Below are 23,009 nucleotides of genomic sequence, written 5' to 3'. Positions count from 1 at the left end.
CCGACTATTCAGGTTTCCAGGGAACCAGACCATCTTTCGGTTGCAAGAATTGTGCATCCACGGTTTGATACCACGCATGCAGACGACGGCGCATTTGGTCCACTTGCTCAGGCATTGTATCGGCCAGGTCATGCTGTTCGCCAATATCATCCTTGAGGTTGTATAGATGCACGCGCCCGTCCTCGTACCGTTCGACCAATTTAAAGTCGCCCTCGCGAATCGCGCCGCCGGGAATGCCGCCCTGGTTGCTGTAATGCGGGTAGTGCCAATACAGAGATTCCCGGTCGAGTGATTTTCCTTCCAGGGCTGCCCGAATATTCACTCCGTCAACATCATGGCCCACCTCTACCCCTGCTGCGGCCGCGATCGTCGGGAACAAATCAATCGAGCAGATTGGCTCGGACGACTCTGAACCAGCGGGCGTGACCCCCGGATATCGAATGATCCATGGTTCACGAATGCCCCCTTCGTACACCCAACCTTTACCTCCTCGCAGCGGCAGGTTGCTGGTGGGTAGTCCCTCCGATGTCGATAGACCGCCGTTATCCGATGTGAATATCACCACTGTGTCGTCGGCAACGCCTGAGTCGTCGAGCTCTCGGAGCACCTTGCCCACGGCTTCGTCCATGGCCTCCACCATCGCGGCGTACACAGCGTGTTTTTGCAACACGCGGACTTTCCGCACCTGATTTCCCAACACTTGTTCTTCCTCGGCAAACTCAGCACCGTCGATAGAGGCCGCCTTCTGCTTATACTTTTTCACTAGGTCGGGTCGCCCCATCAGGGGCGTGTGTACCGAATAGAACGAGAGATAAGCGAGAAACGGTCTGTCCTTATTCTCCTCAATAAAGCGAACTGTGTCGCGAGCGAGGCGGTCAGGTAGATGATCGCCCGCGGGGCTTTCAACCTCCATTTCTGGATTCTTAAAGGGGGCGAAGTACTTGTTTCCTGTGTACGGTCCACCAATGCGATGGCCGCCGATATTGACGTCGAAACCTTGTTTCTGAGGGTAGTATTCTTCGCTCTCCCCCAGGTGCCACTTTCCGGCAAAGAAAGTTGCGTATCCCTTGCTCTTGAGCATCTCGGCGACCGTGACGTCCTCAAGCGGCATGTGCTCGTTGAGTGGTGCAGGATTGAACCGCCCACTCCGCTTCCCTGAGAAAAAATTGGTCGCCCGAACACGAGTCGGGTACTTCCCGGTCATCAAACTATAACGAGTCGGCGAGCACACCGGATTGGCGGCGTAGCCATCGGTGAACCTCATTGCCGAGTCAGCCAAGCGGTCGATATTGGGCGTTTCGTAGAAACACTCCGAATTATTGGCTCCAATGTCCATGTAGCCGAGGTCGTCCACCACAAATACGACGAAGTTTAATTGTTTTGATGAGTCAGCTGGATCAGCAGCATGACCGCCGACAGGCAGTGCTGTCAGGATTACAAGAGATAGAAACAAACTCGAAATACAATGGTTCATGTTCATATGTTAAATGAGGTAATTTAAATTCCATGAAAAAGCTCGCTCCAACCTCGCTGGTGAAGAGCAGCATGATGATGAAAGAGTTCCTTCGCCACTCGCTCAGCGATCAGAATTGCACAACACAATCACAACTCGTTTTGTGAGAGCCATGAGGGATGATCATGAGTTTCACTGCAACGATCCATGCGTGTGGTCGTCACGCACGATAAACTCGGCTGGCTCCCTTCATTGACGGGACTCTGATGGCGCGGATAGCGTCGAGATCAAAAACTCAGTGGGTGTCTTGTGACGGGCGCTCGGAGCACCTGGGTAGACGAGTTCGCAGTCGGTTCCCACGTCCTGGCAATGCTCCTGTAACTTCACACCAAAATTGGAGGTATGTGTCGGATCCTTCTGATTCTGGCCAATTGCTGGGGGTGCGGAGTAGATCAGGTAAACGGGCGGATCGTCCTGCGACACGAGCGCATAAGGCGAGTACTCGGCAAGCCAGGGCAAAATGTGCTCGCGCTGATCCAGAAATTCTGCGAACGACTTCTTACCGAATGCATGGCCGCCGTATTTGCTATTCGGCGTCCAGGTTTTCATCTGTTGAGGATCAAGCGTCGTTTGCGCTCCGGTAACGGCCGCGCACCAGAGCCGAGTCGATTCCTGCGAGATAGGATCATCGCTATCCGCATCGGCCAAATCATCATGAAAGGCAAGCCACAAACTGGAGCAGGCGCCAGCGGATCCACCCGCAGCGCCAACACGCTCCTTGTCCAGGTTCCATTCACCCGATTTGCTGCGAACAAACTGCAATGCGCGGGCGGCGTCATGGAGCGGCGTCTTCACAGGTGGATCGTTATCCGAGACGTCCGCCTGCGAGGTGTAACGGTAGTTGATGGCCGCAACTGAGATGCCCGCTTTCAGGAGGGCGTCGACATCTGCAAAGCGGTCGACACGTTCTTTGCTTCCCCCTACCCAACCGCCACCGTGAATTACAAAGACCAGAGGCGTTGGCGTCTGAGCCTCAGCTTTCCAAAAATCTAGAACGTTGCGTGGGTGCTCGCCGTAACGAACGTTCATCAGTGTCGGCACAGGCACTGCGGGGGCGTATTGGACGCTGGCCGCAGTTCCTCCAACACGACGACTGCCTGTGCGGTCCTGAGCTGATGCGAAAGGGGAAATCAATAGGGAGACAAGGCAGTATGCAAGGAACGGCCTGGCGATCATCGCGGAATGTACTGCCAACGGTCGAATAATTATCATGATTGAGATCGTCTGGGGTTCGAGTGAATATTCCGTATCTTGCTGGTTATCCAGACCTCCGCCAACCAGACGGCCGAATACACGAGTCCGGGATTGGTGAGTCGTCACTTTGATTCCATCTTACGCTTCGAACATAACGCCCTTGGATGCTGAACTGCGTGGCTTCCACATGGCACCATCTGGGAATCGGTGGTCATCAATGAATTGAGCGTCAAATTCCAATCCCCATCCCATCGCCGTCGGTGCGACGTAGCAGCCGTCTCGGACCGCGACTGGATGCGTGAGGGCTTCTTGGAGGAAATCGATGTACTCGATGAGCTGGGTATCGGAGTGTCCGGACACAGCAATTTGATCCCACATGCCGTAGTGCTGGATCATGTTACAGAGTGCGATCCCGCCTCCATGGGGGCAAACCGGCACGCCAAACTTGGCCGCCATCAACACGATCGCCATGACATCGTTGACACCACCCACCCGCACCGCATCAATCTGGCAGTACTGAATCGCTCGGCTTTTCAATAATTGTTTGAAGATCACCGGCGATGCTGCATGTTCACCGCATGCAAAGCCGAAATCTGCATTGGAGAATGTTTGCGCAAGCTCGACATACCCCAGAACATCGTCGCGGGCGATTGGCTCTTCGATCCATTTCAAACTGAATGGGCGGTACTGCTCAATATGGCGTTTTGCTTCATCGATCCCCCAGAACTGATTGGCGTCCACCATCAGATTGCAGTCGGGGCCAATGGCATCTCGCATGAATCGAATCCGCTGCACGTCCAGGTCTGAGTCGAGCCCGACCTTCAGCTTAAACGAACCAAAACCACACCCCTGCAATTTGCGTATGGTCATAAGAATCTCGTCATCGCTGAGGCCCAGCCACCCTGCGGTGCAATATGCCTCGGGGCCCTGACGGGTCAATTCTTGCTCACGTCGCTCAACATCAGCTCGCCGGCTTTGCAGCAGAGCGATCGCTTGCTCGCGAGTCAAAGCGTCGCTGATATTTCTCCAGTCAATACAGTCGGCGACAAACTCCGGCTCAAGATCGACGAGAAGTTTCCACAATGGTTTGCCGAGGGCTTTCGCCCAGAGATCCCACATCGCATTCAGGACAGCCCCTGCAGCCATCCGAAAGACGCCATCGTGCAGCCAACGCAGTTGATGATGGTCGATCAGCCTGCGATAGAGCGTTATGGGTGAGGCAGAGAAATCGTCGAGGCTGGATCCGATCACGAGCTGGCATAAGTCGCGAATCCCGTGACAAATCCAATCTGTTCCTGCCCCTACGGTAAAGACGACAGAGATCCCACAAAGTCCCGAGTCTGTTTCGAGCTGCAATACGGCCGAGGAGTAGTCCGGCTTTTTGTGAAAAGGATCCGAACCGAGCAGTGCGTCGGACGTAGGGACGCGGACGTCAGTAACCTTCGCGGACAGGATGCGAATGGATTCCATGCTCACTCGTTCTCTTTCCCGTTTGCCCGAACTCGCTTGAACTGTTTGTCTGCCACGGGAATCGTGCGATCGAACAGGGTTCCGTACCGCACATAGTCGTTGTAAGGAACCGCTTGCTGCTTCCAACGCTCCAATTCGTCATCGTACTTCTTCCGCATCAACTCAAGCGAAGCTGCCGCTTCCGGATCCCCAGCGAGATTTGACATTTCAAACGGGTCCTGAGCCAAATGAAATAGCTCCTCGGTGGGTTTCATCTCCGCATCACCATACCACCAGTAAGTGTATTTCCAATCCTTAGTCAGACAGGTTAGGCTCGTTGTCGGTGCCGGCGGAAAAACGTTGATGAACGCCATCTGCTCACGCACATCGCTGGTGGGATCGTCCAACAGCGGTAGCAGGCTGACGCCGTCGACGTTCTCGGGAACGGGCACACCAGCAAGTTCCAGAATGGTGGGCGCAAAATCAATGTTTCCAGTCAGCGCATTACTGCGAAACTGCTTGCCGGCCGATGAATGACGAGGATCATAGATCATTAGCGGCGCCCGGGAAGACTCTTCCATCGGCAGCACTTTGGATCCATATCCGTGCGATCCGCAGATATATCCATTGTCACTGGTATAGATAATCACAGTATTATCCGCGACTCCTTGACTTTCCAACTCGGCTCGAATCGTTCCCAATGCTACATCGATCGCATAGATGAGTTGGTAATACTTGGCCATCACACCATCATAGTCGGTGTCGTATTCCCATTCGATAAAGCGAGGATACTGGCGACCTTGCTTGCTCTGCGGTGCCAGATGGGCGCCCGCCTCACGCCCAAAATTGGCCGGCTTGGTGAAACTCTTGCCCGCGTAAACATGGTCGAATTTTGGATCCGGTGTCACTGGTCGGTGCGGGGCTTTGAAACTGATCGAAAGGCAGAAAGGCTTGCTCTGCTTAACCGCTTCGCGAATGACATCCTGGCCGAAAGCAGCATACGAAAGCGTTGAATGGGGATATTCCTTTGCGTACTTGGCCATCGAGGGATTCCGGGCGGTCCGATAATCCGTCTGCCCGGGCCCGCCGCCCCACATATCAAAGTCCTGTTCGCATAATCCCTTGTTGTCCACCTCGATACCGAACTTTCCTGCAAACGCGGTCAAGTATCCCGATTCCCGCAGCAGAACGGGGTATGACTTCGCCCACACGTCAGGTCTCATGTTACCGTGACCGAAGTTGGTCCCCGTTTTGTATTCATACATTCCGGTGAACACGTTGGACCGACTCGCCATACAGATTGACGTGGTGTTGTAATGACGATCAAACACCATGCCGTCGCGCGCGAGCTGGTCCATATTGGGCGTGCTCACCTCTGTGTTTCCGTAACAGCCAACAGACCCGACATTCTGATCATCCGCCATAAGATAGATGATGTTCGGACGAGTCGGGACGTCTGCGCACGTGGAAGTTGCAAGCGTCATGGTTGCGATCAATAGCCCAATAATGCCTCGGTTCATCTGTGTCCGATCGATAAAAAAATTGCGTGAATGGATTTCGTTGGATTGATGGACAACCGCGACATGCACGAAAACCTATCTGCGATCGGTTCACCCGGGTTGTTTCATATCTCTGCTGACTATGGCTGCGTGCTATTGTCTCCGGGAGGGTCGATGCGGACTACCTTGTTATCGCTTCCGAGGTCAGTGACAGGCCCATAACTGACGACCGAATTCGCACTTGCTGTCGCTTGGAGAATGACGGGATACTCTGTTTCATTGCGGATCGTCGAGCCGCTCCCTACTACCACGATGGGTCGCAAATTGACATCGAGTGGACCTTCGGTGCGATGGAAGACGATGTTGTGATTGTTACCGAGGATATCGGCAACATGGTGCGGTCCCACGAGGTGAGGCGACGGCATGATCGTCAGCTCAATATCCTGGTTGGACTTCGAGAGCCGAAAATCGCTCAGTGGTGCGTAGGCAAAGTTTCCCGCCGAGCCGATGACTTTGCCATTTTTAGGCATGTTAAAATTCGTGGCTCCACAATCAACTGCGGTGGAATTGATGACCGTTGCACGACTGGCTAAATACAGCCGGATTCCGCCTCTCATCTTTTTAACCGTACAGTTTTCGACGGTCACGCTCCCGCCATCGGTGTACACACGGATCCCGTCTTCTGAAAGCGGAATCATGGTGTCTCTGGGAATGGGAGTACCCAAATTCGCGGGTGTGGTCTCTGGTTCACGCTCCGGTCGGCCCCGTCGCCGATTTCTACTCCCGTTCCGTCCCCCTCTTCTCGTTTCCGGAATCCGGTAGTCTGACCGAACAGGCAGATCCCGGGGATCCGTTTCCAAGTAGAGGTCATTGCTCGGACGCATCACACCTTCAACCAGACAATTCCTGACCACCGTCTCATCGGCAGGACGCTGCATGTAGATTCCGTGTCCAAACGCCTGCTGCTGGATTTCGCATCCATCGATTATATTTTGCTTGCCTTTGACAAGGATCCCGCAACGTTTATCGAGGCCGTAGACATTATCCGCGCCGATCCCGTAGATACTGCCATAGCCGTACGGGAACGAACCGCGAACGGTCAACTTTGTGTCGGCAACCGTATTATTATCGCCAGTCACCGACAACACGGCGCTACCACTTAACCCTTTTGCCAGGGTCGAGCGGTTTTGATTATAGGCACTGAAGTCTGTAACCTCTTTTAGTCCATTCGGATAGACATCTTCGAAGACGCCTCCTCGAAATAGATTGTGGTCACCAGAAATCGTGATATAGCTGCGACGTGTCGTCCCCACCGGCACCGTTACGTACACATCCGAGAGATCGATCGTGTTATGGGATCCTGAACACGGCACATCGCGGTGGCCGACGGGAAGATCCGTGAGCATATAGCGGCCAGGCGCCATCACAATTGTCTGATTACTCTTCTGGACGGCATCACGCAGTTCTGACAATGTCGACACGGCAAGCTTCGTTTGAGCTTGTAGCCCCAAACTGCACCCGATCGACATGATGACCGCAGTCAGGACCCGGAGATTGGCCAGGCCCCGGAGCTTGGCCAGCCCCCACGGCGATGGCATCTCGCAACTCGACTCGAACAAGGAAAATCTCCCGTTTTTCATTCTGTACTCTGTGGTGGCGGTGATCGTCGGTTGGTTGACGAGCGTTGAGGCGGTGACGACGGAACAGGCTCGAGCGCATGCACTTGAAAATTGGTGTAGACATGGTGGGTGCCGACCATTCTAAAGCCAAAGTAACCCTCCCGGTATACCGGAAACCGATCAAGATCGTATATGGTATCGCTTACAACCTGCTGGCCGTTGCGATCACGCCCCTCTACCTGAACACGGTCTCCACGGCTGATCTGATAGACGAGTTTCTCGTCGACGATGTATTGAACAATATCGTCGTAGGCGACTAGCTGTACGCTCATCACCTTGTCAGGTGTAATGAGGTAACCGGGCTTGCCATCTCGATAACGGAGGGCCAAGTGCTCGACCGGACCGCCGTCAACTTCACGTGGGTAGCGTCGCATGCGGGTCGTTAAGTTCGCGTTCGCTCCGCCTCCCCCCGTACTCGCGTAATAGCCATGAATTTTATCGTAGGAGGCAAACGCGCCTGTGTAGCGAGATGAATCGAAAAGACTTTCGTCGGGAGAGGAGGGATCATTGGCCATCCAAAAATTATTAATATCACGTGGCTGAATGCCTTTGATCCCAGGCACGGACGTGGGGCAGAGCACGTCGTAGGTGATCGCGACTCGGGTCGGAAAACTCTGCTTGAACCAAATCGTGCATCCCCGACCCGGTGCGAGGCAATCGAGCGCATTGTCTCGCACCTTGACGCTTGCTTCGGGAAACCCTGTACGCTGCTGGATCTGAATCACCCAGTGGTCCAGATTCTCAAAGTTACCGTGTGCCAAAAGTGGCCCGACCTGGAACACACCCTCGCCATGGCCGAGGATCACGGGGGCATCTGCTACGAGACGGCCGGGAATCGCCAGCACGATGAAAACAAGAACCAGTCGTGTGGCGGGGCGGTTCAATGCGTGCGTGAAAGCCGCCCCTCTTGCCGCCATCCTCGGCAGAAACTCGGAAACTCGATGGGGGCTCGTCTCGCGAATTGGTGAATCTTTCTGCATGGAGACATGTCTCAATATGGGAACAAAACCGACGGTGTCCACACGCTACTCCTGAGCATCGCTGAGACCGTCCGGCAAACGCCATGTAATTCTGGCCTGCTTACTTTCCGTATTCACCCACACACTGGCATGCTCAAACTCGCGAGTGAACTCCCAGCCGTCCGGTGTGGTTCGCCGAAAAGCCTCCTGGGGCGCACCGAGCGGCCGATGCAACTCAGGGTAATCCTCAAGGGAGCCCGATGAAAGAGTCCACCCCCATCCGTACTGAAAAAACGAGTACGGCTGAGCACCAATCAAGTAACAAGCGAGATAGTATTCCAATCGGGCCTTCGCCAATTCAGCCGTGTCATGACCACGACGACGTCCCTGCACATGCTCAGGTAAGGCCTCGGACTCAACCCCGATCCGAAAAACCGACATCTTGCCGGCCTGGGCGAGCCGCAACATATCCTGCCAATCATGGAGCAAGCTTTCCTTACTGAGAAGTGCGGCGTTGTAGTGCTCGAACATACTCGCATCGACGGCCGGAAAAACATGCTCCGCGAGATCCTGGTGCACATTATTTCCCAACAGGATTTTGTCGGGACCTAGCCTCTCTTTCAGCGACGACATCATCTCACCCATCGCTTCTCGCACCTCCGCTGCCCTGTCCTTTCGCATCCAGAAAAAACCATGCATCTGATCGATGAAAGCACCATCGCTACCGGAGTCGGCAACTCCTTTGGCAACGGTGTCGACCCACCATTTCCGCATCTGTGGGTTCAACACATCAAAGAAGAACACCTTTCGGCGCTGAGCAAGCTCGCCGGTTGCCGGATCGATAAGCAACAAGCTCTTCAAATCGGGTCGCGCGTTAATCTGATCCGGCGTGAAAACCTTATTGTAAGAGGTGAAAGGCCAAGCATATGCTGAATTGAAATAGAACAAAACTTTCATTTCGGGTTTGATTCGCTTGAACGCCTCGACCTCATGCTTTGCGCCCAATTCAGCGGCACCAAGGGCCTTCGATCCATGCGACTTTTCGATGCAGAGAAAATCTGTTCGTGAGGCGATAGACCTTACTTCCTCTGGGCTCAACACCCTTTGAGTATCGCCAAACATGAAATATTGGGGCGTCACGTCCCAGCTAAATTTCGGAAAACTGTCCTGCACCTGGAAGCGACTACCGTCGCTAACGAGCAGGGGCACCGTTTCTTCATGCTCCTGTCCATGTACCAACGAGGGCTGACTGGAGAACAGAGTGGCGATTGCGAGCAGCATGCATGCTGCGAATAGGTTCGTTGTCATTTCCGTTGAATCCAGGTAGTAACTTTCGATCAAGCCTCACTCGAAGCAGGGCTATCAGACTGAGGAGAGGTCCACTTTCGCGGTTGGGAATTGAAATGACCGGCCGGAGGAATGAGTGAAAGACGCGAACTTGCCGGTAGTTTCGTCTACCGAACTGAACACATTCACTTCCAGGTAATTTTGCCCACTTCGTTTTCGATATCGAGAACGACACTCGCTGATTCAAAGTCGCGGCTATAGACGTGTCCATCTCGCATTGCCGGTCCTTGAGGGGGCCCGAGACGCTTGTCATATTCAGGAAACCGCTGGAGCCAGACTGAACTACGTCCATTGTTCACATCGTATCCGTCATGTGGCAGGAAATAGCTATACTTCTCTGCACAAATCAAAAACAACGCCAAACAGTACTCCAAGCGAGGCTGAATATCGGCGTTCCGACCAAGCCTTTTTCGACTGTCATCGATCTTAAGCCCAGTCAGCGCCTCACGGCCGAGCCCTATCGACATGCAGATTATTTTCTCTTGGCGCGCAGCCTGCTGCACGGCATCAATACCTTTTGCCAAGTACTCTACGCGGGTCAGACCATTTGCTTGGCTCTCAATTCCTTCGAGGTACGAGCCATCGAAATACTGCAGATAGCTCAATCCAGAATCAGGTAAACGTGCGCGGATAATATTCGCCACCAACATTTTGTTCGCTGGCATCTGTCGGCGAAGCGTTTGCATCATCAGCCCGTACCCAGTCGCGACCTCTTGTTTGCGTTCCGCCCCGATTTCCTTGCGTAAAAACTCTGGTTCCAAAGCCTTTATGTTGCCATCCAGGAAAATGCCATCGATCTCGTCATGACCAACCATCTGAACACAATGATCAACCCACCATTGGCGAATCTGGGGATTGGACAAGTCGTACACTTCCCTTACCCCGCGATGAAGACGTTTGTTGCCGTCACTGCCTTGCAGGAACGCGTCAGGAATTTGTGCTAACTCGCGATTCACCTTGTAACCGGAATAGTTGCAGAGGACGTTTCGATAATACAGAACGCAGGCATCTGGATTGACGGCTTTGATGGCCTTCGCCGCCGCCAGAGAGCCGTCCTCTGATGAGCCATGCGTGCGGCTTCCTGTGGTTTTCTCGAGCGTGATCAGCGGAAAGTTTGCCAAGTACTCCAATTCCTCGGACGTAAAGTCCGTTGCCTTCCGCATATGCATGTACAGCGGCACATGGTCCCAGCTGAACTGAGGACGAGGCGCCACTCCACTGCCACCGACAGCGTCGGCCAGCTTTCGATTTCCAACTAGTGCGTTTCCATCAGCAACCTGCAACGTTTGAGCGATCCCTTGGATCGACCAACAAGCCGAGCATAGGAAGACAACGACTGCCCACCAGATCCTGTTCATTTTGGGTTCCCTATCGAATGAGTCTGTCCGATGGGAGCAGCGACTCCCATCCTATTCCGTCATGTCCTGCCACCGTGCAAATCGAGCGCTGCTTGCTAGCCGGTTGCGTTCTTTCTTTTGGGGCTTGCCAACTCAATCAAGCTGAGTGACGACCACGTAATAGGCCCCCAATTCACCTTCCTCGATCTCAAACCATGGCGCCAGTCGATACGAGCCCTGTTTTAGGTCGACGACAAAGCTCACCTCGGCCGCGTCGTGCTCAATGGATTTACGGTCAACATCCTCTTCGTCGATGCGGAGCACCGCGTGGGTAGCGCCAATGGCATTTCCCTCCGCAGTACGAAAAGCTTGCGCTGCCCCCGGGACGTTGGCTCCAGCGGGGAGGGCGTCGTTGATCGCCGCGCCGGACTCAACCGGCCAGCGGCGGAGCGATACCTGATACTTGCCATCTCGGATCACCTTGACGGCCCAGTGACCCTGATGAGCAAGTTTCTCGGACTTCGGATGCTTACGATCTGCCTGCCGAATCGACCCCTGATGCCAGGGGGGATAGACATCTTGGATCCAATCATGAGCGGTGAGACTTACGACACGATGCTCGGGATGCCCCAGATAGATCTCTGTCGTCTGGGCAAAGGTTGGCTTCAACTCCGCCCACCAATCTTCATAAAACTGACGCATCTCCGCAACGACTGCTGGCTGCTGCTTCGCGACATCGTTCTGCTGTCCGGGATCGACGGCGATATCATAGAGTTCCTTGCCGTTGATCAGTCGATACTTCTGAGACATGACGGATGAACTACGCCATTTGATCGGATCGCGGACGCGCTGCGAATCACTGATGACGAATCGCTCAGGAAAGTCGACATCCTTGGCAGGATCCAGGAGCCCAGCGATCGAGACACCATCAAACTTCACGCCCGCGGGCTTCTTCACACCAGTCATCTCAAGCAAAGTTGGGACAATGTCAACGGCATGAGTGAGCACATCGACGTCATGCTGCTTTGTAATACCACCGGCTGGCCAATGCAAAAAGAACGGGACCCGGTGACCACCATCATAGGGACTACCCTTGGCCCCTCTCATCCCTGCATTAAAAACTTTGGCACCGCTGGCAGTTCCGTTGTCGGTGGTGAATACGAAGATCGTGTTGTCAGCGATTCCCAAATCTTCGATCAGGCGGCGAGTCTTACCAACGTTGTCATCGACATTGGTAATCATTCCATAAAATGACGCGATGTTTGCAGATTGACCTTCGTACATTGCCGAGTATTCGGGTGGACAGTGCAGCGGTCCGTGAGGAGCGTTGGTCGCGATGTAGGCTAAAAAAGGTTTCTGTTCCCTCGCACATTTGCTGATGAACTCGTTGGCACGGGAAAAGAACACATCCGTACAAAACCCCTTTGCCGGCTCAACTTTTCCATTGTGGAAATACGAGCCATCGAAGTAGGCGTTATCCCACAGGTCTGGAGTCTGCCCGACACCGCCACCGCCATGGCGAAAGACTTCCGTAAAGCCACGGTCCTCGGCACGGTAGGGATAGTTATCACCCAGGTGCCATTTGCCAAACATTCCGGTTTCATAGCCCGCGTCTGCAAACATTTGGCCAATGGTGATTTCATTCTCACGCAACATTGAGCGGCCCATGATCGTGTGCCAAACCCCCGTGCGGTTCGTCCAGTGTCCGGTCAGGAGCGAGCACCTTGTGGGCGAACACGTCGGCGCGACATGATAATCGCTCAAGCCAGAACTGACCGACGCCAGTTGGTCAATATTCGGCGTCTTAATAATAGGATTTCCTGTGCAACCAAGATCCCCATATCCTTGGTCATCCGACATGACGAACACAACATTGGTGGGCGCTGCCTGCAACGATGCGGAAATCAAGACCCCCAGAAGAAGTAAGTAGGTGCGGATAATTGGTGTCATGTTATTTCCTGTTGAGATAGAGTCGTGAGTTGGCGTGTCTTGAAATGAATCGATTTGAAAAGATTTTCTGGAGATTTATATTAATGCATGTTTTCGGTGCGGCGATTGGTCATGCTTTCTGCGGAACCGCTCGAATCAGCTGCCGTTCATGCAAATGCAAGCGACTGGCCCGATTCAGTCCTCTGTCACAGGAGGCCGCAATCCTATCATTGAAATGTCAATAGGAACGATCCCCATCTGCAGAGCTGGCGAATCTGGACGGAGCCGAAAATCCCCCTTTCTTGCATCGACGAATAGTGGATCGATTGCCACGCTATGAGCGTCGACTCCACTGCGTCGTTGCGTTGCCAGCATCTCATCACTCAACGCAGGCTCCGCGGCACAAAAATATATATTGTAATCGGTGTCAGCGTCTGCCGATCGGGCCAAGGCTCGTCCTCGCCGATCCTCGTTGGCTCTCCCTTTGCCAGGCCCCAGTTCATTGATGAACTCACTTTCAGGGTTGAACGACAAGAAGATGTTCCGTTTGATGGTCGCTCCCGTCAGTGGACCCTCGCGAACCGACAAATAGTAGCCACGCGGCGGCGCGATGACATCGACTACAAAATTATTCTCAACGCGTGTGTTGAGTTTCAGCATGATTCCTTGGGAAGTGCATTTGTAAATAATGTTCTCGGCGATCAGAGTATCCATCTGACCGCCGTCTGTTCGGATCGCACATTGCATGATCATTGGAGCGACGAGATGATGGACGTAGTTGCGGCGAATCACATTGCCTGCCCCTGCCCCGCGAATGTAAATCGCGTTGCCGTCACCCAGCGATTCCATGGCATGATGAATCTCGTTGTATTCGATCATGTTGTCGTGCGTGTGTAAGAAAGAACGCACGTCGTCAAACGTCAATTTTGTATTTCGCGATGGTTTGGACCCGATCTCATGCCACCGGATCGTCCGTGAGAGTTCACGGCCAGATTTCGAGAAAAAGTCAGTCATGCATCCCGATAGAATCAGTGCCGTGTAGGGCGTATGGTGAATCAGATTGTTCGCCACACGATTCTCTCCACTCTGCCACAGCATGATCCCCGGTGCGTGAGAGTAAATCCGTCCGGTATGATGGACGTGATTGTTGTAGACCAAATTGTGCCGGTTAACATCCTTTGTCCCCGGACCGTACCCACATAGCAAGATGCCGGATCCGCCGATCTGCTCGATGTGGTTACCCGAAATCGTATTGTGCATCCCGTGAAGATCCACGCGGATTGCACCGTTGCCGCTGTGAGCAAAATGGCACTTTTCGATTATGCAGTTCTCTGCTCCACGCAGTCGAAGTAAGGCAGTGCCCTTGTCATGCATTTCCCAATCGTGCTGCAACCCCGCGTCGGCGTTGGTCAACGTATCCCGGTCACCGTGGCGAAAGCTCAGGCCGCGAAAACAGAGATGCTCAACAGGCAGGTCAACGGGTCCCGACTCATCGACCTCACCCTCGACACGGACGAGCTCCTGGAGTTGGGGTGCCAGCACCTCTCCTCGATTTCGCGGCCACAAGTAAACTTTGTTTTGCTGGGTATCGAGTACCCATTCGCCTGGCTCATCGAGTGCCTCCAAAACATTCTCTACCCAGCACGAGTTCGTGCCCTTGAGAAAATGAAGCTCGTTCATGGCATAGGTGGCGTCAACCGATGTACTGGCAATCTGCCGTTGTTCATCGACAGACTCCAGGGGAAGCACATTGACGATCCATGCGTGGTGTGGCCGCACGACAACTTCCACATCCTCCACATTTCGCCAATTCCTCAGCGTTCCGGCGGGATAGTGCAACTTGTTTCGGCTACTTCCCGGCAGCGGAATGAAGCCTTTGGATCGTGCGCGTGGTAACAGGCCTGCTTGATCGAAAAGGCATTTAAAATTCTCGGTCACATCCGCTACCAAAATGTGGTCCCGTGCCGCTGGAGGCAGCCCAGAGACATCATTGCCAACATCCCGCCATCCTGAAATACGCTTCGCGGAGGACAGCACCGGCGTTTCCCCGGGATAGGCAGCATACGTGATCGTGGCCGCCGCCGTTCCCGAGTCCTGGCGACCAAAAACAACAGTCTCACTTAACGTATACGTGCCTCCTCGAAACAGCACGAGAACGTCCGTTGGTCCGCCTTCCTTCAATTTCCTGACAGCGTCACGAGCTCTTTGAAGCGTGGCGAAAGGACCATCCGTACCTTGTGCATTTGGCTCCGCCAAGGTTCCCGACCAGGTGTCGGAACCATCCGGCGACAGGTAGAAGTCTGCCTCATGGACGGGAGGCTGCGCAGACGCGCTCGCGAAGCCGCTGAGCACGAAGGTCAATATGAGAATGAGATTACGTTGCATGTCTTGAATCATTTTAATACCACGAGGATGACTTCCGTGCGGCCGCGCTACGACAGGTTTGCAGACCTCTCCGCGTGGGACGCAGACGTCGCCCATGCGGTCAGCCCACAGACCAGAAGGAACGCCACTATTGTTGCGCATTTGACGAAACGGGAACACGAATGTCAGGTCGGTGAGGTTGCGGATCAAAGAAACGGGCGTTCTCGCCGACGCGATCGTAGTCGCCGATATCGATACGCGCCTGCTCGATCAATTGCAACAATTCTGCCACCTTTTCTGGGTGCTCATCAGCGACATCATTTGATTCGCCCACGTCAGTTTGGAGGTCAAACAACATTGGAAGGTTGATGTCGATCGAGTCTTCTGCCTTGCTGTACCGTGCCCACGTTTTATCTGCCGGTAGCGCTCGATGCAGTTTCCATTTACCCGACCGCACAGCTTCCAAGCGAGTACGCCTGTAAAAGTAAAACGCGTCCGTCGGACTCGTGGCGTCTTCAACGCCGTGCATCAGATCACCAATATCGTGCCCATCAATAACACGATCAGTGGGCACATCCACGGCGGCCAAGTCGGCGAAAGTCGGCAACAGGTCCATAGTCGACGCGATCTCATCACAGGTTGTGCCCGCTGGGACTTTGCCAGGCGCCCAAATGATGCATGGGACTCGCAAGCCGCCTTCCCAGGTTGAGGTCTTTGCCCCTCGAAGCGGCGCGGCCGATCCGCCATGCGAAGCCGCGTCGATACCAAACCGCTTGCGATGCGCGGGGCTGCGTCCCAGATACCATGGCCCATTGTCGCTGGTGAATACCACGTATGTATGCTCATCAAGTCCCATGTCTGTGAGCGACTTCATGATGCGGCCGACATTGGCGTCAATTTCTTCGACGACGTCCCCGTACAATCCGCCCGCAGACCTGCCTCTGAAGTCATCTGAAGCCGCCAACGTTACATGCGGCATGGAGTGAGCAAGATAGACAAAGAACGGCTGGTCACCCTTGCGCCGAATAAAATCAATGGCTTCGTCGGTATAGCGTTCGGTCAACAATCGCATATCAGCTTTTGTTTCAACCATCTCGTTACCTCGAATCAGGTCGACCCGGGTATCGTTGCTCGTTGACGTACCAAAGAACTCGTCAAAACCCTGGTACAGGGGCAGCAAAGTCGGCACATATCGGTCCCCTCGATGTCCCGCTAAATCCCACTTACCAAACGCGGCTGATGCGTACCCAGCAGGCTTGAGGACCTCGGCGATGGTGATTTCATCGGGATGCAATTCCGGGTGCACCTCCACCTTGTTTTGACGAATCGCGACCCTCAGCGGATAGCTCCCCGTCATCAGTGCCGCCCGCGAAGGTCCGCAAACGGTCTGCGCATAAAAACTCGTTAGTCGCATCCCTTCGGCAGCCAGCTGGTCAATGTGAGGCGTCTTGATCGTGGTGGAACCGAAGCAGCCGAGATCTCCATAGCCCAAGTCATCAACGAAAATAACCACGAAGTTAGGGGGTCGCTCATCTGCCGCAACGGTCTCCGAAAAGCAGCCTGAAACAACCCAGAGCAGAAGTAGAACTCGAATCAAAATATTGTGCATGTGATCGTTTGTAATCCGTGTTAGGCAATCGGAATATCGCAGTCGACGGCCATGACTTTGCGATGAGCGATGGTTGTTTTCACGTAGAGATAGAGCATTCATCATCCGCCGATGGCTGACTGTAATGAAGCTGCGTCGTCGACGGAAACACTTCTTGTTAAGGGATATCTCTGCGGGTACGGGTTGCGTTTTCCTCGCCAATTCTCGTTTCGATTTGACAATGGCCGAAAAATCCGTCGAGGGCAACTGGATCGGTGGTTGGCAAACTGGCAGCACTCACCTGCGTGGAATGCTCATTCATTCCCTGCCTCTATTTCACTGCCTCTATTTCCCTGCCCCTCCAATCGATTGGGCGGTCAACGCAACATCGGAGTACTTCAGTTTGTCTTGCAAGAGACTCCGGGCATTGGGCACCTCTGGATAACTAACCAAAAAATTATGCTCATCAATCAGGTTGAGGAAGTAATGCGTTGTCCCGGCGGGCAATTCAGCGAGGACGGTACCGTCGGGAGCCAGTGTGGCTGGGGCGCGAAAGAACTCTTCAAACTGTTTGCCACCGTTTAGCGTGTAAATCAAATCGGCATGGTCCACCTTGGCATGCTCCTGCTGCACGGTGAACTCAACAGTGTTGCCGTGTTGGGAGTGCGAGATCACTGATGGCACTTCATCCTTATGCGGCATACTGCCTTTGTAATTCGGATTGTAGCTGGGGTAGCTGGCCTTCATTTCTGTCAGTGCCCTGTTCAGATCGCCAAACATCGCCTCCGTCTTCTCAGGCAATTCGTCAGCTAAATTGATGGCCTCCTCAATATCCGCTCGCTGCTGTCTGCCGTCGGCGGTTCGATAGAGACGGTATAGTTCGAATGGAGGAGTCGACGGATCATTCACAGAATCATAATTGTGAATCAATTTGTAGTCGCCTGTACGAATCGTACTCTCTAAGGCCGTACCATGGGGAAAGTGCCATACCATCGTGTCGCGCACCGAGCCATCGGTTTCTTTGACGAGCGCAGGGTCCGTAGGATCGCCATGCAACATCGGCTCGAGGTCGCAGCCATCAAGGTGTTTGCCAGCAGGCAAATTGACGCCCGTCAGCGAAAGGATTGTGGGATAGAAATCGAGGCCGTTCGCCATCACGTTCGTTTCGACTCCTGCGGAGATCCCTGGGCCGGTGATGATCAATGGCACCCGCGTCCCACCCTCCATGGCAGAGATCTTTCCTCGAGCCAGTGGGTGATTGTCGGTGTAGCGTTCCTTGGGACCACCCTCCATGCCTCCATTGTCGGACGTAAAGATCACATAGGTATTCTCGCAAAGCTTGTGTCCAGGCCAGCGCGGGTCGTCGGTCGTGTCTAGATAGTCGAATACCTGCCCAACGTAATAGTCCAACTCTTGAACCATCGACGCGTAGAACGGATTGAGTTGGCCAGGGGTGTCCTTGTTGGGAGTCGCAGCGGGATCGGTCCCCAGACGCTCAACGTATTTCTTCAAGTGTGCTGCTGAGCGGGTGTGGATCGGCGAGTGCACCAGCCAAGTTGCATAGTACAAAAAGAACGGCTCCTCCTTGCTCTCTTCCAAAAACGCCAAAGCGTCTTGGTTCGTTTGATCGAAAGGGTAGCCATTCTTGTCTAGACGAAATGGGTCATCGGGTGCGGCCGTCGCGAACCCCGTCAGCCGATCATCCATGCGACGCCGCGAACCACGATTCGAACGGGTGAAGTCGAATCCCTGATCCTCCGGTTGGGGAAACGAATGGTGATCGATTGCCATATGCCATTTTCCCGAGTGCCCAGTGACATAGCCATTATCTCGCAGTACCCTCGCGAGCGTCATCTCATCAGCTGGCATCCGTCCGCTGTACCAGGGATCCATCATCCGTGAGCCTTGGCGAGAGTGCGGTGACGGTGGCGCACCGCCGACGACATGCGTCTTCTGAGCCCGAGCGGGATGGTTTCCACTCATTATCGCGCACCGCGAAGGTGCGCACGTCGGAGCAGGTGAATAGGCTTGCCAGAACATCACGCCTTTGGTTGCCAGTGCATCAATATTCGGTGTCTCATAGGGACACGGGGCGTCAATATCGTAACACTTCACGTCTTGCCAACCCAAATCATCCGTCAGAAGCAGGATAATGTTGGGCTGCGGTCGCGTTGTATCTTCCGCAAAGCACACCGGCGCCAGCAAAATTACCAGTGCAATTACGCATGACAAGCGATTGAATGAATTCATGTAGCTGTTAGCCAGGTCGAGGTTGGGTGTTTCCAACGTCACGAGATTGATGTATCTGGAATGGTTGATGGCAGTTCCGCCGGAGCGACAGGAGAATCAGCGGGTGCATGCCATGCGGTAGCGTCTTTGAAGTTCAGCAATGCCACCCTGAGGGTGATTCTCATCGTCCGCTAGATAGCTACGGACAAGAAACCGCCAACACATGTAATTGTAGTAACTTGCACGACCCTAGTGGCTGGCATTTTGCGACACCTGAGTGCGGATTTGCGACAAAGACAATCGTCGGAATCGATCGAACGAACCGACCCGTGCTCGACTCATCTTCGCGGCTGCAGCCCCACGGTGAATTACCATTGATTCGCGAGCATCACTGAGTAGCAGATCACCCACCGCGTCTCATTCACGCAGCGCCGTGCGAGAATGAGACCTGCTATGAAAGCGCGGATTAAATTCCGCCTTCGATTTGGAATTTTACAGGTGACTTCGGTGCTGGCTGCAATTCCACTCGCAGACCCAAACTTCCGCGTTTTTGGCTGTCAACGACCACCGTCAACTCTCGTCGACCTTTGGCAAGCTCAATTGGGCTGGATATATCACTCACCTTTTCGCCATCGATCCAGAAGTTGAGACCGGTAAGATCATTGACCTGAAATTGCAGACCGCCGGCAACGAGTACATTAAGATATCCGCGAGCAATCACTCGATCGCCATCAGGAAAATCGTTCGCGGGCAGTTCACCATTGACCATGCTATATACGGTGCTGCCTTCGTCATCGTCGCTGGGAAGCTCTTCTCCTCGGGCCGCTGTGAAAAGTCGCCACTTTCGGATGACGGGAGTTTCATCATTAGCAAAGGCACCTGGCCGCCCCAAAGATGCCACGAATTTTGCGAGGTCGAGAAACTCTTGACGGTTGGCGAGTTGGTCAGGGAGACCAGCAGGCATGGCCGAAACCATCGCCTTTTCAGCAATAATCTCATCCACCGCAAGCCGCACCTCCTTTCCACCCTGGGCCGCATCTCGGACGACCACCTCGTCCTTGCTCTTGGAGGTGACGATGCCGGTCTGGATGGTACCGTCGTCGAGCACAAACATTCGATTGTCGTAGTGCTCAGCGATCGCTTTGTTAGGCAGCAAGATGGACTCGACGATATAGTCGGTTTTAGCGGCTGCTCCGACAGCAACGAGGTTCGGACCGATCTCTGGACCGACCGGACCAATTCCATGACAAGTCGTGCATGACAGCGACTTTCGCCGGTAGATCAGCTCACCACGATCGGCGTCACCGAATTGATCCACATCGCTTGTCAGCTTCGCTTGATTTTCTGCTAGCAGTTGCTCATTGAGCGAAGTCGATTTCGGATGCGACCTAAATAGCCTAGCAAGACGGTTGGGGAGCAGCCCAGTCGAGCGATGAAACTCATCCACTCGAAGCGCGACAGTCGGATCCACAGCGACGCCCTGCATCGCATCGGCAAGAGCTTTCACTCCGTTTCGATTTTTCAAAATCGCGACAAGCAACGGCGCAGGATCGGCTTCGTTTGGATCCTCGCTCAACAACGTCGCGGTCATGTTCACTCCCTTGTCCAGGTCGGAGGCTACAACGCCTGCGAGCGCACAGTAGCGTGTTTCGGCGTTGCCGTTTTCGGCGAGATCAACGAGCTTCTGCAGCTCGCGGTCACCACCGAGTTCCGCGAAGGCAACAGCTGCGGATCGTCGGAGCACAGGCGGCCGCTGCTCACTTTCGACAACCTCGAGAAGTTGTCCTGTGACACCGTTGACACCCCAGGCCGCGAGATTCTCAGCGGCGAGTGAAGCGATGTTAGCGTCGTCATGGTCGAGCAGTCGCGTCAACGACTGCAAACGCCGGCGAAGCGCTCGCGACTGACGCGGATTGGCCATCGGCCGGAGCGTTTCGAGCAAGGCGATGGCAACCTCAGGTGATCTTTCTTCACCAGTCTTCACCAACGCTGAAACTACCGGGAGGACGTCGTCGTTCGTGCCGATCGCCTGAAGCTGTTTGCAGAAATCTGCAATCTCTTTTTCGGTCGGACTGTCTTGAGCAAGAAAGCTAGTAATTCTCTCGGTAAAACCTATCCCAGCCGCCTGTTCAGCAAAAACACGGTGAGACTCATTATCGAAACGGAGGGTTCCAGCTTCCATGGCGGGACGCCATAGTGGTTCCAAGGCTGATTTCGTCTGAGGCAGGGCCAGATCGAGGAAATCGTCGCCTGGATAATCCAGCGAATTCAGCGCCGCGGGATACGCCTGCGCATCGGGGATGAATCCCGCTGATAGCACCGCCTCCATTCGCGTTCGCGGGAAAGCGTCCCCGGCTGCCTTGGCAACCAAGCCAATCGGATCGTCAAGATCTTCGTGCCAGTAGCGAATCATGCGGGCGCCTGCCGAGCGAGCATGGCCGTCGTTGGCACTTAGCACCAATTTAAGAATTTTCTGGCTCGGACGCTCCACATTCTGGCAAGCCCACATCGCTTCAACGAGGTGATGATCGTAGTCAGGTGACTCCGCATCAAGGCGATCTACCCAAGCCTCAAGGACGACTGCGACTTCGTCGGGGTCGCGTTCACTGATCTCCTTTCTCGCTTGATGACGGACCCAGGTCTCAGGGCTCTTCAAGTGGTCGACGAGTTGTTCGGTGGTGGCACCATCAAAATCCGGCTTCTTGACGAGCGGCCGCTCTTTGTGAGTGATTCTCCAAATTCGACCATGCTCATGATCCCGGCGTGGATCGCGGAAATCATGGTTGGCATGATTGATGATGGAGTTGTACCAATCCGCAACGTAAATCGCGCCGTCGGGACCGACTTTGACATCGACCGGCCTGAAATTCGGATGTTTGCTCGTCATCAATGGTGGCAGGACATTCGCGCTGAACCCAGCACCATTTTCGGTGAACTCGTATCGAATAATGGTGCGACTTTTAAATCGCCCGCTGAGCAGGTTGTCGCGGATGTCGTCTCCCACGTGCGAGCCGGTCGCGAGATCGCCACCGCATTGTTTTTCTGTGCTGATCAGTGTTGGTACTTTCACGCTTTGGGAACCATTCCCGGTGGCAGGAGACAGATACATGATCCGGGGGTTATTGACCATGAACGACTGTCCCCATTTGTCAAACACGTGTCCCCACGGGTTCCCGCCGGTACCGGTGCAAAACATCCTGAGTTCTTGCGTGCGGGGGTTGTACTGATAAACGCCACCATTGAAATTTCGCAACACGCCATGCTGTGTCTCAACTTGTGAATGCAAAAAGATTCCCTCTTGAAAATAAATCCATCCGCCGGGCCCCCGTCGCCAGGCACTCACTGAGTGGTGACTGTCTTCGATTCCAAATCCAGTCAGCACCAATTCTTTGACATCAGCGACATCATCTCCATCGGTGTCCTTGAGAAAGAATACATCTGGAGACTGCGCGACATAACATCCTCCATTAGCCAATTCGAGGCCCGTCGGCAGGTAGAGCCCGTCAGCAAATACCGTCGATTTATCGGCCACGCCATCGTCGTCGGTGTCTTCGAGGATAATAATCTTGTCATTGGCGACCTCACCTGGCTTCAATTGTGGATACGCCCACGAACAAGAAACCCAAAGTCGCCCACGTGAATCCCAGTGCATGTGTGTCGGATTTGCCAACATCGGATCGGCGGCGAACAGGTTTACCTGATATCCATCGAGCAACTCAAAATTTTCAAGTTCAGACGCCGGATCATGATTCTCCATTAAGTCGAGGTCAGCGTCCGCCAAGTTTTTGATGCCTGACGCATCTTGAGCTGACGTCGAGCTGGTGAAAACGATCGTGGCCAATAGAACCATCCACACACGACTGCCGCGTGAGCAGCGCCAAAGGTGATTGCGACGTTGAACCGGGCGGGGGCGAGGGGGCAT

At 54.2% G+C, this 23,009-nt stretch carries 13 protein-coding genes; all 13 read right to left on the bottom strand.

From position 1 onward, the window contains the following. Window positions 1-4: 4 nt before the first annotated feature. Window positions 5-1,474 carry a sulfatase gene (locus Poly21_RS09275; protein WP_146406544.1) on the bottom strand — a complete coding sequence of 490 codons (1,470 nt, stop codon included), beginning with the start codon at window positions 1,472-1,474 and terminating at the stop codon, window positions 5-7. A gap of 228 nt (window positions 1,475-1,702) precedes the next feature. After that, a complete protein-coding gene (locus Poly21_RS09270) occupies window positions 1,703-2,725 on the bottom strand; it encodes an alpha/beta hydrolase (protein WP_302118234.1) in 1,023 nt (340 codons plus the stop codon). 120 nt (window positions 2,726-2,845) lie between these two features. Next, window positions 2,846-4,177 (bottom strand): enolase C-terminal domain-like protein, encoded by a 1,332-nt coding sequence (locus Poly21_RS09265; protein WP_302118505.1) that lies wholly within the window; start codon window positions 4,175-4,177, stop codon window positions 2,846-2,848. A gap of 2 nt (window positions 4,178-4,179) precedes the next feature. After that, window positions 4,180-5,640, bottom strand: a complete 1,461-nt coding sequence (locus tag Poly21_RS09260) for a sulfatase family protein (protein WP_302118503.1) — start codon at window positions 5,638-5,640, stop codon at window positions 4,180-4,182. 155 nt (window positions 5,641-5,795) lie between these two features. Next, the gene (locus Poly21_RS09255; protein ID WP_302118231.1) at window positions 5,796-7,274 is read right to left on the bottom strand and encodes a right-handed parallel beta-helix repeat-containing protein; all 1,479 of its coding nucleotides are present in this window, start codon (window positions 7,272-7,274) and stop codon (window positions 5,796-5,798) included. A 17-nt stretch (window positions 7,275-7,291) separates the two neighbouring features. Then, entirely contained in the window at window positions 7,292-8,314 is a 1,023-nt protein-coding gene (locus Poly21_RS09250) for a DUF6250 domain-containing protein (protein ID WP_146406540.1), read from the bottom strand. Window positions 8,315-8,359: 45 nt separating this feature from the next. Next, a complete protein-coding gene (locus Poly21_RS09245; RefSeq protein WP_146406539.1) occupies window positions 8,360-9,601 on the bottom strand; it encodes a putative glycoside hydrolase in 1,242 nt (413 codons plus the stop codon). Window positions 9,602-9,765: 164 nt separating this feature from the next. Beyond that, window positions 9,766-10,998: a putative glycoside hydrolase gene (locus Poly21_RS09240; RefSeq protein ID WP_146406538.1), complete on the bottom strand. Its 1,233-nt coding sequence runs from the start codon at window positions 10,996-10,998 to the stop codon at window positions 9,766-9,768. 132 nt (window positions 10,999-11,130) lie between these two features. Next, the gene (locus tag Poly21_RS09235) at window positions 11,131-12,927 is read right to left on the bottom strand and encodes an arylsulfatase (RefSeq protein ID WP_146406537.1); all 1,797 of its coding nucleotides are present in this window, start codon (window positions 12,925-12,927) and stop codon (window positions 11,131-11,133) included. A gap of 174 nt (window positions 12,928-13,101) precedes the next feature. After that, the gene (locus tag Poly21_RS09230; protein WP_146406536.1) at window positions 13,102-15,291 is read right to left on the bottom strand and encodes a right-handed parallel beta-helix repeat-containing protein; all 2,190 of its coding nucleotides are present in this window, start codon (window positions 15,289-15,291) and stop codon (window positions 13,102-13,104) included. A 127-nt stretch (window positions 15,292-15,418) separates the two neighbouring features. Further along, on the bottom strand, window positions 15,419-16,879 hold the full coding sequence (locus Poly21_RS09225) for a sulfatase family protein (protein ID WP_146406535.1): 1,461 nt from the start codon (window positions 16,877-16,879) through the stop codon (window positions 15,419-15,421). Window positions 16,880-17,203: 324 nt separating this feature from the next. Next, window positions 17,204-19,150: a sulfatase gene (locus Poly21_RS09220; protein WP_302118227.1), complete on the bottom strand. Its 1,947-nt coding sequence runs from the start codon at window positions 19,148-19,150 to the stop codon at window positions 17,204-17,206. A gap of 403 nt (window positions 19,151-19,553) precedes the next feature. Further along, the gene (locus Poly21_RS09215) at window positions 19,554-23,009 is read right to left on the bottom strand and encodes a PVC-type heme-binding CxxCH protein (RefSeq protein ID WP_302118225.1); all 3,456 of its coding nucleotides are present in this window, start codon (window positions 23,007-23,009) and stop codon (window positions 19,554-19,556) included.

The sequence above is a fragment of the Allorhodopirellula heiligendammensis genome (genome assembly GCF_007860105.1).
GTDB classification, from domain to species: domain Bacteria; phylum Planctomycetota; class Planctomycetia; order Pirellulales; family Pirellulaceae; genus Rhodopirellula; species Rhodopirellula heiligendammensis.
Note: the sequence above shows the minus strand (reverse complement) of the source record. Positions and strands in the feature narration are given on the sequence as shown.